Below are 14,412 nucleotides of genomic sequence, written 5' to 3' on the forward strand. Positions count from 1 at the left end.
CCGGCGCCTGGTGCTCATGCGCCGAGGTTTCCGGCAGGCAACAGCGGGCGCACCCGGGCATCGTCCACCGCCTGCACGGTGGCGCGCCCCAGCGCGGGCAGCAGCACGTAACGGATGTGGTGGCCTTCGTTCTTTTTGTCCACCCGCATGAGCTCGAACCAGCGATCCGGCCCCAGATCGGGCGCCTGTACGGGGCAGCCGATGGCAGCCACCAGCGCCTGGATGCGCTCGGCCACGGCGGGATCAAGCCCGCACTCGCGCACGGAAAGCCGCGCGGCGAGCACCATGCCGCAGCCCACGGCCTCGCCGTGCAGCCAGGCGCCATAGCCCAGGCCGGATTCGATGGCGTGGCCGAAGGTGTGGCCAAAGTTGAGGATGGCGCGCAGGCCAGATTCGCGTTCGTCTTGCGACACCACCTGGGCCTTGAGTTCGCACGAGCGGCGGATGGCATAGGCTACAGCATCGTCGTCAAGGGCACGCAGGGCCGCGACGTGCGCCTCGCACCAGTCGAAAAACGGCGCATCGGCGATCATGCCGTACTTGATGACTTCGGCCAGGCCGGCCGAGACTTCGCGCGCGGGCAGCGTAGCCAGCACGGCGGGGTCGATCTCGACGGCCTGCGGCTGGTAGAAGGCGCCGATCATGTTCTTGCCCCGCGGGTGGTTGATAGCCGTCTTGCCGCCCACGGATGAATCGACCTGCGCGAGCAAGGTGGTGGGCACCTGCACGAAGCGCACGCCGCGCATGTAGCAGGCGGCGGCAAAACCGGCCATGTCGCCCACCACGCCGCCGCCCAGGGCGACCAGCACTACCTTGCGGTCGCGCGCGTCCGCCAGCAGGGCGTCGAAAATCTGGTTCAGTGATTCAAAGGTCTTGTGCTGCTCGCCGTCGGCCAGTTCGAGCCAGGTGAGCGGCTTGCCGGTGGCCGCCAGCGCGGCCTTGACGGGTGCGCCGTAGAGCGCCGCCACCGTGGTGTTGGTGACCACGGCGATGGCCGTGGCATCCGCGGGGATGCTGTCGGCCAGCGCGGCCAGCCTGCCGCGACCGATGTGAATGGGATAGTGCCCGCCCGGGGTATCGACTTGAACCGTGTGCATGCAAAAGGTGCGCTGAAAGGGGATGTGCCGACCTCACGCGTGAAACCGACAATGAAAGGATTGTTCCATAAAGGATGGTTCCATCATAGCTGAGACGGAATCGATCGAGGCAGGGCTGCCTTAACCCGCGCAGGCGGTCAACGCATCCTGCACCAGCGGCACCAGCTTGCGCAGGATGTGGGACACCGGCTGATCCGCCGTCTGGAACGTAACCCGCGCCACGCCCTCGTACAGCGGCGCGCGCGCCGCGAGCAGATCGGCGATGCGCTGGCGCGGGTCGTCGGTGCGCAGCAGGGGGCGGCTGCGGTCGCGCGCCACGCGCCGGTAGAGTTCGTCGGCCCCGGCCTGCAGATAGACCACGCAGCCGCGCGTCTGCAGCATGCGGCGGTTTTCTTCGGCCAGCACGGCGCCGCCGCCGGTAGCCAGCACCAGGCCGGGCACCTGGGTGTATTCGTCCAGCAAGGTGGTTTCGCGGCGGCGAAAGCCGGGCTCGCCCTCGATGTCGAAAATGGTGGCCACGCGCACCCCGCAGCGCGCCTCGATGGCGTGGTCGAGATCGACAAAGGGGCGCCCGAGCTCGGTGGCCAGCTGGCGGCCGATGGTGGTCTTGCCCACCCCCATCATGCCAACGAGAAAGATCGGGACGGCGGCGGTGTCAGGGGGGGATTCCATCGATATCACTGGGTGGAAAAGGTAGGTTTGCGTGTATTATCGCATTGGCGCAACAGACGCCGTTGGATCGGGCGTCGATCACGCGCTATCCAAGAATCGCCACATGCGGCGCCAGGCGGCTTCCGGCGCCCCTCACCCCTCAATTCGCTGCATCCAGTTACATACACTCAGCCTTTGCCCCGTGGCCTGAATCGGGCAGGGCTTACAATCGCCCGTGATGAGAACCACCTCCACCACCTCCCAGCCCAAGGCCCCTGCCCGTTCATGGCTTGCGCGCCTGGTGCTGAAGGCCTTTGTCCTGCTGGCCGGTCTGGGCGCCTGTGGCGCCCTGCTGCTGACACTGGCACTGGCGCTGGCCTGGCCCAACCTGCCCGACCTGCACGCGATGACCGACTACCGGCCACGCGTACCGCTGCGCATCTACACGGCGGACAACGTCCTGATCGGCGAATTCGGCGAAGAACGGCGCAACGTGCTGCGCTTCGACGAAATCCCCGACATCATGAAGTCGGCCATCCTGGCCGCCGAAGACGACCGCTTCTACCAGCACGGCGGCATCGACTGGACAGGGGTGCTGCGCGCGGCCATCGCCAACGTGGTGCACATGTCCAAGACGCAGGGCGCCAGCACCATCACCATGCAGGTGGCGCGCAACTTCTACCTGTCGTCCGAAAAAACCTACACGCGCAAGTTCTACGAACTGCTGCTCACCTTCAAGATCGAGGCCACGCTCAGCAAAGATCAGATTCTCGATCTGTACATGAACCAGATCTTCCTGGGGCACCGCGCCTACGGCTTTGCCGCCGCCAGTCGCACCTACTTCGGCAAGCAGCTGGCCGACATCACCCCGGCCGAGGCCGCCATGCTGGCGGGCATCCCCAAGGCGCCGTCGCGCTTCAACCCGATCTCCAACTTTCAGCGGGCCAAGTCGCGCCAGGGTTACGTGCTGGGGCGCATGCGCGCGCTGGGCTACCTGACCGATGCCGAATACCAGCAGGCGCTGGCGCAGCCCATCGTGGTGAAGTCGGCGGCGGGCACGCCCTCGGGGCGCTACGCCGTGCACGGCGAATACCCGGCGGAACTCGCCCGCCAGCTGCTCTACGGCGTCTACCAGGACGACATCTATTCGCGCGGTTTCAACATCTACACCACGATCGATTCCAAAGACCAGGAGGCGGCCTACGAGTCGCTGCGCGCCGGCGTGCTGGACTACACCCGCCGCGCGCCCTACCCCGGCCCCGAAGAAACCATCGAGCTGCCCGCGGGCATCGAAAACCAGCCGGAGGCCTTCAACGACATCCTCGACGACATCCAGGAAAAATACCCCGACAACGGCGACCTGATGACGGCGGTGGTGCTCTCGGCCAGCCCCACCGACATCAAGGTGGCGCGCAGCCCTACCGACATCGTCGACATCAACGACAAGCGCGCGCTGCGGGTGGTGGCCCGGGGCCTGACGCCCAAGGCCAAGGATTCCCTGCGCATCCGCCGCGGTTCGGTGGTCTACATCCACAAATACGGCGACTACTGGGAACTGCTGAACAAGCCCAGCATCCAGGCGGCCCTGGTGTCGCTGCGCGCCCAGGACGGCGGCATCATGGCCATGGTGGGCGGCTTCGACTTCGACGAGGGCAAGTTCAACCGCGTGACGCAAGCCTGGCGCCAGCCGGGTTCGTCATTCAAGCCCTTCATCTACGCCTCGGCGCTCGAACGCGGCCTGACCCCGGCCACGCAGATTTCCGACGAGCCGTTCTCGCTGACCGCCGAGCAAACCGGCTCGAAAGCCTGGAACCCGAAAAACTACGGCCGCTCGTACGAGCCCATGCTCACCATGCGCCAGGGCCTGTACAAGTCCAAGAACATGGTGTCCATCCGTATCATGCAGGCCGTGGGCCCGCAGTACGTGCAAGACTACATCACGCGCTTTGGCTTTGACCGCGCGCGCCAGCCCGCCGTGCTGCCCCTGGCGCTGGGCGCGGGCAGCGTCACGCCGCTGCAGCTGGCGGGCGGCTACGCCGTCTTTGCCAACGGCGGCTACCGCGTGCCGCCCTACCTCATCGACCACGTCACCGACAGCGCGGGCAAGATCATCATGCGCGCCCGGCCCACGATCGCGGGCGACACGCTGGCGCGCGTCATCGACCCGCGCACGGCCTACGTGATGGACGACATGCTGCGCGGCGTGGCCACCTTCGGCACGGGCGCGCGGGTGCACCGCGAACTCAAGCGCGACGACATCGGCGGCAAGACCGGCACCACCAACGATTCGCAAGACGCCTGGTTCGCGGGCTTCACCCCCAAGCTGGTGGCCGTGGCCTGGATGGGCTTCGACCAGCCCAAGTCCATGGGCCAGGGCGAGACCGGCGGGGGCGCCGCGCTGCCCATGTGGGTGGGCTACATGCGGATCGCGCTGGCCGGGCAGCCGCAGATTCCGCCCGGCCCCATGCCCAGCGGCCTGACGCGCACCGATGACGACTTCTACTTCGCCGAGTTTCCGCCCGGCGTGGCGGTCGCCCGCGTGGGCCTGCCCGCCCCGGGCGACGACCTGCAGAGCGGCACGACCGGCCAGCCGTCCGACGACGGCATCGGCGCCCTGCTCAACCAGCTGCACGGCCAGCCCGTGCCGCCTCCGCCACCGCCGCCGCAATCAGGCCACGAAGCCGCGGTGCCACAACCTGTCCGCGTACCCTTCTGATGACCCTGCCCGCCCCCCTGCGTTCCGCCTTCCCGGCCCTTGGCCTGCTGTGCGCCACAGCCCTGCTGGGGGGCTGCGGCATGAAGGGGCCGCTGACGCTCCCGCCCCCGCCAGCCGACGCCACGCTGGCCGCGCCGCCGACACTGTCCCCGGACGCCGCGCCTGACTCCGCCCCCCGCGACGTGCCCTCGGCACACCCCGTCGCGCCACAATAAACTGCCCCTATGACGACTGCCTCCTACTTCTCCGCGCGAGACGGTATCCTGCATGCCGAAGACATCCCGCTGCCCGAGCTGGCCGAACGCCACGGCACCCCGCTCTACGTGTATTCCCGCGCCGCCCTGCGGGCGGCCTGGCAGGCCTACGCCGACGCCATCGCGGGCCGCGACGCGTTGGTGTGCTACGGCGTCAAGGCCAATTCCAACCTGGCCGTGCTGCACGAATTCCAGCGGCTGGGGGCGGGTTTTGACATCGTTTCGGGCGGCGAGCTGGCCCGCGTGCTGGCGGCGGGCGCCTCGCCCAAGCGCGTGGTGTTCTCGGGCGTGGGCAAGCAGGCCTGGGAAATCCGCCAGGCCCTGGCCGCGGGCATCAAGTGCTTCAACGTCGAATCGGCCGCCGAACTCGAACGCCTGGCCGACATCGCCCAGGAAATGGGCGTGCGCGCGCCCGTGTCCCTGCGCGTCAACCCCGACGTCGATGCCCACACGCACCCGTACATTTCGACCGGCCTGAAAGAAAACAAGTTCGGCGTCGATATCCACAAGGCACCGGCCCTGTACCGCCAGGCGCGGCAGCACCCCGCGCTGGAAATCGTGGGGGTGGATTGCCACATCGGTTCGCAGATCACCGAGATCAGTCCGTACCTGGATGCCCTGGACAAGCTGCTGACCCTCATCGAGGGCCTGGCCGACGAAGGCATCACGCTGCGCCACCTCGACCTGGGCGGCGGCCTGGGCATCCGCTACACCGACGAAACCCCGCCGCACCCGGCCGACCTGCTCAACCCCGTGTTTGCCGCCCTGCACCAGCGCGGCCTGCATCACCTGCAAGTGATCCTCGAACCGGGCCGCTCGCTGGTGGGCAACGCCGGCATCCTGCTCACCCGGGTCGAATACCTGAAACGCACGGAAGTGCGCAACTTCGCCATCGTGGACGCCGCCATGAACGACTTGATGCGCCCGGCCCTGTACGAGGCCTGGCACGGCGTCGTCCCTGTCGAGACGCGCGCCCAGGTGGCGCCCGAGACCTACGACGTGGTGGGCCCTATCTGCGAAAGCGGCGACTGGCTGGCGCGCGAGCGCGCGCTGGCCATCGAGCAGGGCGACCTGCTGGCGATCCAGTCGGCGGGCGCCTATGGGTTTTCCATGGCCAGCCAATACAATTCGCGCCCCCGGGCCGCCGAGGTGCTGGTCGATGGCCAGGACGCCTGGCTCATCCGGCCGCGCGAATCGATCCACGACCTCTTTGCCCAAGAGCGCGTGCCGCACCGCGACAAAGTCTCGTCCTGACGCGCAGCACGGCGCATCGGCGCCCGTCAATCCGCAAAGACGAGCAGGGACGCCGCCGCCGGGAAGCCCCGGACGCGGGCTAAAATTTCGCCACGGATTGCCGTTACCTGACAACGTAAAGCCCTACTTGTCGCCAGCGGCCCCAGAGGCCGTCCTTGCTTGACTGTTTCATGCCACCCACCCAGGATTCCGCAGCACTTCCCGCAACACCCGCCCCTCTTCGCACCGGGGGGCCCTTCCTGCTGTACTTCCTGGCCCCCATCCTGATGCTGGTCGCCGTGCTGGCTTCCGCCCACTGGTTTCCCTCCGTGGGCGAACTCAGCGGGCAGACGCTGCCCGCGCAGTTCCAGGCGGGCAGCTTCAACGGCCCGGCGCACGCGCTGGCGGCCTTGCGCGGCCAGCCCCTGCGTCTGTCGGCCCCCTTTGACACAGGCCCCGCCTGGCTGCTGACCGAGCTGGACAGCCCGGCGGACGACCAGACGCTGCTGCTGCGCGGCAACGAACTGCTCGCGCCGCAGTGCTGGCTGCTGCAGCCGGGGCAGCCGCAGCGGCTGCGCACTCTGGTCTTTCGCCGCGGCGTGCTGGGCCACAAGGCGCAGGTGCCCAACTTCGCCACGGGCCAGGTGCTGTGCGAACTCGACGCCGCCATGGCCGGCACCGTCAGCATCGCGCTGTGGCCCACCGCCACGCTGACGGCGGCCGAAGTACACACCGCCCGCCAGATGGGCCTGCTCGAGGGCGGGCTGCTGACGCTGGCCCTGTTCGTCGCCATCATCGCTCTCACCACGCGCGATCAGCTGTACGTGCTGCTCGCGGCCTGGCTGGTCTGCAACGTGCGGCTGAGCGCCTGGCTGCTCAAGCTCGACCACCTGTGGCTCGGCCACCTGCTGTCCCCCGACGCGCTGCTCTGGTCGCGCAAGCTGACCTTGCTGATGTCGTTTACCTGCACCTGGCTGCTCTTTGCCCACCTGTACCGGGCCAGCCTCGGGCGCCAGGTCTTTCGCAGAATCCGCCAGGCGGGGGCGCTGGGGTCGGTGCTGCTGGCCCTGCCCCTGCTCGCGCCCGCCTACGAGGGCTTCCAGACGGCGTGCTTCCTGGCCGCCTGGCTGGGCACGGCGCTGGTGGCCACCACCCTGATCCACGCCCTCTTTCGCTATGCAACCCGGCCCCTGTTCTGGCACACCATCGCCGTCAGCCTGGTGGTCGTCCTGGTGGTGATCACGCTGATCGCCGTGGCGCTCGACCAGCGCCACCTGATGGCCGACGAGCTGAGCGTCTACCTGTGGCTGAGCGCCAGCCTGATCATCGCGCTGGCCACGGCTAACCGCATCCGCGAAGACCGGCAGCAGCGCCTGCGCCACCGCAACGAACTCATCGCCCACGATTCGCTCTCGCCCCTGGGCCTGTTCACCCTGGGGGCCACACGCCACTTCGAGCACCTGAACCCCAACGCCCGCGACATGCTGCAAGTCGCCCCGCAGGCCGAGGCGCTGGCCCTGAGCTGGCACGACTTCTTCCCCGACATCGACTGGGTGAGCGTATCCCTGGCCACCGAACAGGGCCGGGACACCGAAATCCAGCAGCATCCCAGGACGGACGCCAAGGTGGGCGTGCGCAATTTTCTACTGCGCGCCACCCTGGTGGGCAGCCGCATCGAGGGTTCGCTGCAAGACATCAGCGCGCGCAGCGAGACCATCCGCAACCTGCGGCTCATGACCGACCACGACGCGCTCACCAATACACTCAACCGGCGCGGCATCGAAGAGGCCATGCAGGTCTCGATCGACGCGCTGCAGCAGTCGGGCACGCCCTGCGCCCTGGCCTATCTCAGCCTGGATCACCTCAAGCGCGTCAACGACCTGTTCGGCCACTCGTCGGGCGACCTGCTGCTGCAGCTGGCCTGCGACCGCCTGAAATACGCCCTGACCGAACAGCAGCAGCTGGGGCGCATCGGCAGCGACGAATTCATCGTGCTGTTTCCCAACGTGCGCGCCCGCGAGGCGCGCCGCATCGGGCAAGACATCGTCGAGACCCTGAACTCGGCGCCCTTCGTGATCGGCAACCGGGCCTTCCAGATCAAGAGCGCCATGGGCCTCATCGATCTCGATGCCCGCATGGGCCCCAAAGACGCCATCGCCGCGGCCAGCCGCGCCTGCAAAGAGGCGCGCAAGCAGCACCAGGACATCATTCTCTACGAAGAAAACACGCACGAACTCTTCGACCACGCCAACGAGCTGCGCGTCTTCGAGCAACTGGAACAAGGCACGCCCCCCGAGGACGTCTACCTCGAAATGCAGCCCATCATGTCCCTGCGCCACCCGCTGCAGACGCTCAACTTCGAGGTGCTGCTGCGCGTGCGCGGCACCGATGGCCGCCCCGCCCAGACACAGAAGATCATCCAGGCCGCCGAAGAAAGCGGCATGATCACGATGATCGACAAGTGGGTGTTCGCCACCACGCTCGAATGGATGTCCAAGCACCACCTGAAGCTGTCCAACACGCAACAGATCAACATCAACCTCAGTGGCGTGTCGCTCAATGATGACCGCTTCATCGACACCTTGTTCGGCCTGCTGAGCCAGCAGCCGCAGTTCGCCCGCCGCCTGTGCGTTGAAATCACCGAAGGCGTGGCCTTGCAGGATCTCGAACGTACGCGCCAGCTGATGCGCCGCCTGCAGCGCATGGGCGCGCGCGTGGCGCTGGACGACTTCGGCGCGGGCTACACCTCGTTCTCGTACCTGAAAGAGCTGCCCGCCGACACCATCAAGATCGACGGCACGCTGATCCGCGACATGCTCACCAGCGAGGCCAACATCGCCATCGTCAACAGCATCGTCGATCTGGCCCACAACCTGGGCATGGAGTGCATCGCCGAATGGGTGGAAGACGCCGCCACGCTGCGCACCCTGGCTGAAATGGGGGTGGATTACGTGCAGGGGTACGTGATTTCAGCCGCGCGGGCACCCAGCGACATGCTGGCCTACGACAACATCCTGCCCCTGATCGCCAACCCGGCGGCGCAGGCGTACGTGGAAGAACTCAGCGGCCGGACGTTCAACACGGCGGGTTGAACGGGGCCCCTGGTGCAAGGCCACGCAGCCCGCTGAACGGGGCATCGGCCCCTGACGCACAGCAAACAAATCGACTGAACGAGACGCGGCCCTGATTCGGCGGCAGGAAACGATTCGGGGTGGGCGGGCCGCTGGCCTGTCCACCCCGAATCGTTATCCGGCGCATTGGTTGGTTGACGGGTTTACAGCTCGCCGTACGAATGCAGGCCCGAGAGGAACATGTTCACCCCCAGGAAGGCGAAGCTGGTGACCAGTAGGCCGCTGAGCGCCCAATAGGCGGCCATGGCGCCGCGCAGGCCCTTCATGAGGCGCATGTGCAGCCAGGCGGCGTAATTGAGCCAGACGATGAGCGCCCAGGTTTCTTTGGGATCCCACTGCCAGTAGGTGCCCCAGGCGTCGGCCGCCCACAGGGCGCCCAGAATGGTGGCCACCGTGAAGAAGGCAAAGCCCACGGCAATGGCGCGGTACATGATGTCGTCGAGCAGTTCGAGCGAGGGCAGGCGGGCCGCAATGGGCGCGCGAAACGCCAGAATGCTGCCCACGATGAGGGCGCCGACGCCAAAATACAGCATCCAGGTGGCGGAGAGTTCGCGCGAGCCGAAGACGAAGGGTTCGGCGCACAGCACGGCCCCCAGCGCGAACACCGGGATGAGCGGCTTCCAGCTGCGCGTCTCGCCGTGCGATTTCACCAGGTAGGCAAAGCCCACCATGGCCGCCAGGCTGAAGGTGCCGTAGCCGATGAAGTTGGCCGGCACGTGCAGCTTCATCCACCAGCTCTTGAGGGCCGGCACCAGGGGCTGGATTTGGTAGGCGTCGCGCGTGAACGAATACCACAGCAGGAACACCACCAGCGAGCTGATGACCAGCAGCACGAAGCCGCCCAGCGCGCGGGTGGCGTAGCGGCGTTCGTAGTACAGGTAGAACAGCGCCGTGATGAGCGACATCAGCACGAACACTTCGTACAGGTTGCTGACGGGGATGTGGCCGATGTCAGGCCCCATCAGGTGGCCTTCACGCCAGCGCACCAGCAGGCCGGTGAGCCCGGCGTAGACTGCGCCCCAGGTGAGGAAGGTGCCCACCCAGGCCGCCGTCTTGCTGGCAAAGCCGATCCAGTAGCAGACCGTGGCCAGCACGAACAGGGCGCACATCCACAGAATGGCCGACTGCGACGAGAGCAGGTACTTGAGCAGGAAATTGGTTTCCGAGCGGGAGAGATCGCCCTGCAGCAGGGCGCCGGTGGGGCTGTAGAGCCAGACGGCCAGCAGGGCCGTCAGGCCGCTGGCGATCATCAGCACGCGCAGGGGCCGCCACAGCCAGCCCATCCAGCTGAACAGCGCCACCGCCCCCAGCAAGATGAGCTTTTCGTAGTAGTCCATGAACTGGCCGTAATCGGTGAGCACGTGGCCCGCGCCCACGGCCAGCAGCAGGAAGAAACCGAAGTCGGTCCAGTTGGGGCGCCCGCGTCGGCCTCGGCGGTCGCCGCTGGTGTTCATGTCTTCGGACCACAGGCCCAAGGACTCGTGCGTCAGGGTATCAGTTGTCATGGCGGGCTCCTAGACGGCGCAGGGCATCGCGCAGTCGTTCAAATTCGTGGGTGAAATCGAGGTTGCGGCGCTGGGTGGTCATGGCGGCCAGCCAGGTACTGCCTTGGTCGGTGGGGCGCACCCAGACCCAGACCCGACGTTCACGGATGTAGAACATCGAAAATACGCCAAGCACGAGCAGCAGGCAACCGATATAAACCGTGATTTTGCCTGGGCTGCGGGCCACCTGGAAGACGCTGGCCTGCACCTGATCGAAGCTGGCGAGCTGCAGCGCCACGGGCGCGCCGTAGTCGGGCAGCGAGGCCAGGGCCAGCACCGAGAGGCGCAGCCATTGGGCCTGCTTCTCGGCGGCGGCGCCTTCGGTGGCCAGCGGCGGCAGATGATTTTGCGCGCGCGCGATCGCGCGCAATTCTTGCAGGCTGAGCTGGATCATGGGCACGGCGAAGTTGAGGATTTTCTCGCGCTGATCGGCGGGCGCGGCATCGATGATGCCGTTGAAGCCCTTTTCGGAGAAGGTGCGCAGCGCCCCGCTGGCCGCCTGGAACATGAGCGTACGCTGTTCGCCCGCGGGAGCGTTGTGCTCAGCGAAACGCTGCGCGGCCTGATCGCGCAAGGCGGGGTCGGCCAGGGCCGCGCGCAGCTGCATGAATTCGTCAACCGTGCCCTGGTCGTCGGCGGGAATGCGCAGATAGCGGTAGGCATCGGCCGGCGTGTCGCGGGTGCCCAGCAGGAACATGGGGAAATCGTCGATCTTCACGGGCAGCATGTACTGCGTGAATTCGCGCGCCTGGCCGTCGGCACCCACCAGGCGGTACTGCATGCTGGGGCCGACGTTGTGCAGGCTGTCGTTGCGCGGGCGCGCCGCGCTGCCGGTGACGGCGGCGACGTTGGCCACCAGGTTCTTGGGCTGCGGGCTGTCACCCCCCAGGTTTTCGACGTTGATGACGCGCAGGCCGGTGTAATCGACGGTTTGCCCGCCCAGGCTGGCGGGCAGGCGGCCCTCGCGCCCCACGGTGCCGGTGAGCGTCAGGGGCTGGGCCGATTCGCCGGTGAGCGGCCAGGCTTTCAGGTGCAGGCCGCTGCCGCCGTCATCGAAGCTGGACTGATACACCGTGACCCCCTTGTAGTGCAGGGGTTCGTTGACCTGGATGGTGCGGTCGAACGACTTGCCGGTCGCCAGGTCGGTGACGGTGACGTCGCTGCGGAAGTCGCTGGGCATGCCGGTGTCGTAATACGACACGTAGAATTTTTTCAGGCGGATGGCAAACGGCAGGGGCTGCAAGAGCACGCCCTGGCCCGCCGTGACGATGCCCATGCTGCTTTGCTTGCCGTCGGGCACCAGCATATTGGCACGGAAGCTGGGGTTGCGCGCCGACAGGCGCCCGGACTCGGGCACGTCGGAAATCAGCATGTTGCCCATGATGGGCTGCTTGTCGAAGAGCCAGGTCTGCAGGCGCACGGGCAGTTCGCTGTCGAGCAGCCCGCCCAGGCAGATGACGACGATGGCGACGTGCGCAAAGATGTAGCCCAGGCGGTTGGCCGCCCCTTTCTTGGCGGCCACCATGACGGCCTCGCCATCCTGGCGCACGCGGTAGCGGTAGCCCTGGGTGCGCAGCAGCGCCCCCACCTGTTGCTGCGCCTGCGCCACCGACAGCGTGCTGTCCACCTCGACCTTGTGGTGAAAGGCCCGCAGGCTGGAGCCGCGCACATATTCGCGGAAGGTGCGCATGTCGCGGATCATCTTGGGCGCGTTGCGCATCACGCACAGCGTGGTGGACACCACCAGAAACGCCATGATCAGCAGAAACCACGGGCTGTTGTAGATGTGCCAGATGGAGAACTGATCGAAGACGCTGAACCAGAACGGCCCGAACTGATCGATGTAGCTGTTGGCTGCCTGATTCTGCGGCAAGACCGTGCCGATGAGGCTGGCCACGCAGATGAACATCAGCAGGCTGATGGCAAAGCGCATCGAGCCCAGCAGCTCGATGATGTCTGTGCCTCGTATGCGGGAACTGGAAGAGAATGCCACGGCGACCCGATTCAAGAAAAAGGGGAGGCGCATACGCGCGTCTCCCCTTGGTAAAAATTTTAAAGTTCAACCTTACACCAGCTGTCTCTGCCGCCCCTCCCAAGACCCCAGAAACAACCAGGAATTGCCGGATGCCCGGCGGCGCGAACTGTGAACCGCACCGCCCGCCGCGGGCGCCCCCCGGCGCGCCGCGCCTGACTTAGCGCAGGCCCGCCGCGTAATCCGCCACGGCCTGGAGGTCGGGCAGCGTCATGCGGTCGGCGATGTCGTGCATGATGTCGTTGGCACGGTCGCCCGAGGCGAACAGCTTGAGTTGTTCGAGAATGTATTCGGGGTGCTGCCCGGCCAGGCGCGGGAATTCGCCCGGCAGGCCGGCGCCATTGGCCGAGTGGCAGGCGGCACAGGCCGGCACGCGACGGTCGGCGATGCCCGCGCGCCAGATGTGCTGGCCGCGTTCGAGCGTTTTTTCGTGCTGGGCCGTCCCGGCGGTTTTCCAGTCGAGCTTTTGCTGCGACAGGTAAAGCGCCACGTTTTGCACGTCTTGGGGCGTAAGCGCAGGCGCGATGGTGGCCATGATGGACGGTGCGCCATCGGGGCCGGTGCGCACGGCGCGCTTGTCGCCCTGCGGGACGAAATCGCGCAGCTGCTTGGCGATGTATTCGTGCGGCATGGCGGCCAGGTTGGGGTTGGCCGGAATGGTGCTGTTGCCGCCCGCGCCGTGACAGGTGACACAGGCGAGCACGCCACGCGACATGTCGCCCTTGACGAACAACTGTTCGCCAGCCTTGGCGTCGGGCGCCGTGGCGGCGTCTTGAGCGTGAGCCAGACCAGGCAGGGCGCCGGCAAGCATCAGGCTGCCGACCATGAACATACTGGAAAGCGCACGCTTCATGAGGTCCTCTTGTGGGTCGGTACTAAGTACGGGTACGGGCGCCAGGGGCGCGATCGATCATGGGCCGCACAACCTGGACGAGTTCAGGGTGTATGGCGTAACAAAGACAAGCAGGGATTATACAATAGGCCATCGGGGCTTCCACGCCTGCACGCTGTCTTCATCCAGCCGCCGCCCGCCAGCCCGGGCAAGGCCTGGCCCCCTGGTTACATGCACGCCACCGCCGTGGCCCATCCCCCATCCTTTTCATTCATCTGACGTGTCTCTCCTACATCGCGCTCGCTTCACGGTCTCGGCCGCCCGCCTCGACCAGCTGCCCGCCCCCACCACGGCGGAAGTCTGCTTCGTGGGGCGCTCCAATTCGGGCAAATCATCGGCCATCAACGTGCTCACCAATCAGCGGCGCCTGGCGTTTTCCAGCAAAACGCCGGGGCGCACACGCCTCATCAACCTGTTTGGCATCCCCGACCCCATGACGCCCGATGCCTGGCTGGGGTTTCTGGTCGATCTGCCCGGCTACGGCTACGCGGCGGTCGACCAGAAATCGCGCGAGGAATGGGCCGACGTGCTGGGCGGCTATCTGCACGAACGCAGCAGCCTGGCGGGGGTGGTGCTGCTCATCGACATCCGTCGCGGCGTCACCGACCTCGACCGGCGCCTGGCCCACTGGATCGGCCTGCGCGGCCTGCCCACCCTGGCGCTGCTCACCAAGGCCGACAAGCTGCCCTATGGCCAGCGCGTGCGCGCCGTGGCCCAGGTGCGCAAAGACCTGGCCGAGATCGGCACCCTGGCGGCGCTGCCGTTTTCGGCCACGCACCGCATCGGCCTGGAAGACGCCGCCGCGCACATCGAAAACTGGATTTCACCGCAGGTGGTGCCCTGACGACGGCGCACCCTTGAC

The 14,412-nt window shown here is 66.9% G+C and carries 9 protein-coding genes; 4 read left to right on the plus strand and 5 right to left on the minus strand.

The genetic code is table 11. The features are described from left to right. Positions 1-14 precede the first annotated feature (14 nt). Entirely contained in the window at positions 15-1,097 is a 1,083-nt protein-coding gene (aroB, locus tag CCA01S_RS11670) for a 3-dehydroquinate synthase (protein WP_066458710.1), read from the minus strand. 120 nt (positions 1,098-1,217) lie between these two features. Further along, entirely contained in the window at positions 1,218-1,769 is a 552-nt protein-coding gene (locus tag CCA01S_RS11675; protein WP_066458711.1) for a shikimate kinase, read from the minus strand. Between the two features lie 217 nt (positions 1,770-1,986). On the opposite strand from CCA01S_RS11675, the gene CCA01S_RS11680 reads away from it, so the two are divergent. The 3 genes from CCA01S_RS11680 (at position 1,987) to CCA01S_RS11695 (ending at position 9,043) form a co-directional block, all read left to right on the plus strand. Continuing rightward, positions 1,987-4,464 (plus strand): penicillin-binding protein 1A, encoded by a 2,478-nt coding sequence (locus CCA01S_RS11680; protein ID WP_084386718.1) that lies wholly within the window; start codon positions 1,987-1,989, stop codon positions 4,462-4,464. Positions 4,465-4,688: 224 nt separating this feature from the next. After that, positions 4,689-5,972, plus strand: coding sequence for a diaminopimelate decarboxylase (gene lysA, locus CCA01S_RS11690; protein WP_066458715.1), 1,284 nt, complete (start codon positions 4,689-4,691; stop codon positions 5,970-5,972). Positions 5,973-6,142: 170 nt separating this feature from the next. After that, the gene (locus CCA01S_RS11695; RefSeq protein WP_157076538.1) at positions 6,143-9,043 is read left to right on the plus strand and encodes a putative bifunctional diguanylate cyclase/phosphodiesterase; all 2,901 of its coding nucleotides are present in this window, start codon (positions 6,143-6,145) and stop codon (positions 9,041-9,043) included. A gap of 182 nt (positions 9,044-9,225) precedes the next feature. Here CCA01S_RS11695 and ccsB read toward each other — a convergent pair whose 3' ends face one another. From ccsB to CCA01S_RS11710, 3 genes are all read right to left on the minus strand, one after another. Next, a complete protein-coding gene (gene ccsB, locus CCA01S_RS11700; protein WP_066458718.1) occupies positions 9,226-10,587 on the minus strand; it encodes a c-type cytochrome biogenesis protein CcsB in 1,362 nt (453 codons plus the stop codon). Continuing rightward, complete coding sequence (locus CCA01S_RS11705) at positions 10,577-12,634, minus strand: cytochrome c biogenesis protein ResB (RefSeq protein ID WP_439951507.1); 2,058 nt, start codon at positions 12,632-12,634, stop codon at positions 10,577-10,579. The genes ccsB and CCA01S_RS11705 overlap by 11 nt, the downstream gene beginning before the upstream one ends. Positions 12,635-12,818: 184 nt before the next feature. Next, a complete protein-coding gene (locus tag CCA01S_RS11710; RefSeq protein ID WP_103035372.1) occupies positions 12,819-13,511 on the minus strand; it encodes a c-type cytochrome in 693 nt (230 codons plus the stop codon). Positions 13,512-13,770: 259 nt separating this feature from the next. On the opposite strand from CCA01S_RS11710, the gene yihA reads away from it, so the two are divergent. After that, positions 13,771-14,394 (plus strand): ribosome biogenesis GTP-binding protein YihA/YsxC, encoded by a 624-nt coding sequence (gene yihA / locus CCA01S_RS11715; protein WP_066458721.1) that lies wholly within the window; start codon positions 13,771-13,773, stop codon positions 14,392-14,394. The last annotated feature ends 18 nt before the right edge of the window (positions 14,395-14,412 follow it).

Source organism: Castellaniella caeni NBRC 101664 (assembly GCF_001592225.1).
Lineage (GTDB): Bacteria > Pseudomonadota > Gammaproteobacteria > Burkholderiales > Burkholderiaceae_B > Castellaniella > Castellaniella caeni.

What these genes read in the sequence shown, in the direction of transcription:
- aroB (WP_066458710.1), bottom strand. Translation starts at nt 1,097, where the DNA reads ATGCACACGGTTCAAGTCGATACCCCGGGCGGGCACTATCCCATTCAC.
- CCA01S_RS11675 (WP_066458711.1), bottom strand. Translation starts at nt 1,769, where the DNA reads ATGGAATCCCCCCCTGACACCGCCGCCGTCCCGATCTTTCTCGTTGGC.
- CCA01S_RS11680 (WP_084386718.1), top strand. Translation starts at nt 1,987, where the DNA reads ATGAGAACCACCTCCACCACCTCCCAGCCCAAGGCCCCTGCCCGTTCA.
- lysA (WP_066458715.1), top strand. Translation starts at nt 4,689, where the DNA reads ATGACGACTGCCTCCTACTTCTCCGCGCGAGACGGTATCCTGCATGCC.
- CCA01S_RS11695 (WP_157076538.1), top strand. Translation starts at nt 6,143, where the DNA reads ATGCCACCCACCCAGGATTCCGCAGCACTTCCCGCAACACCCGCCCCT.
- ccsB (WP_066458718.1), bottom strand. Translation starts at nt 10,587, where the DNA reads ATGACAACTGATACCCTGACGCACGAGTCCTTGGGCCTGTGGTCCGAA.
- CCA01S_RS11710 (WP_103035372.1), bottom strand. Translation starts at nt 13,511, where the DNA reads ATGAAGCGTGCGCTTTCCAGTATGTTCATGGTCGGCAGCCTGATGCTT.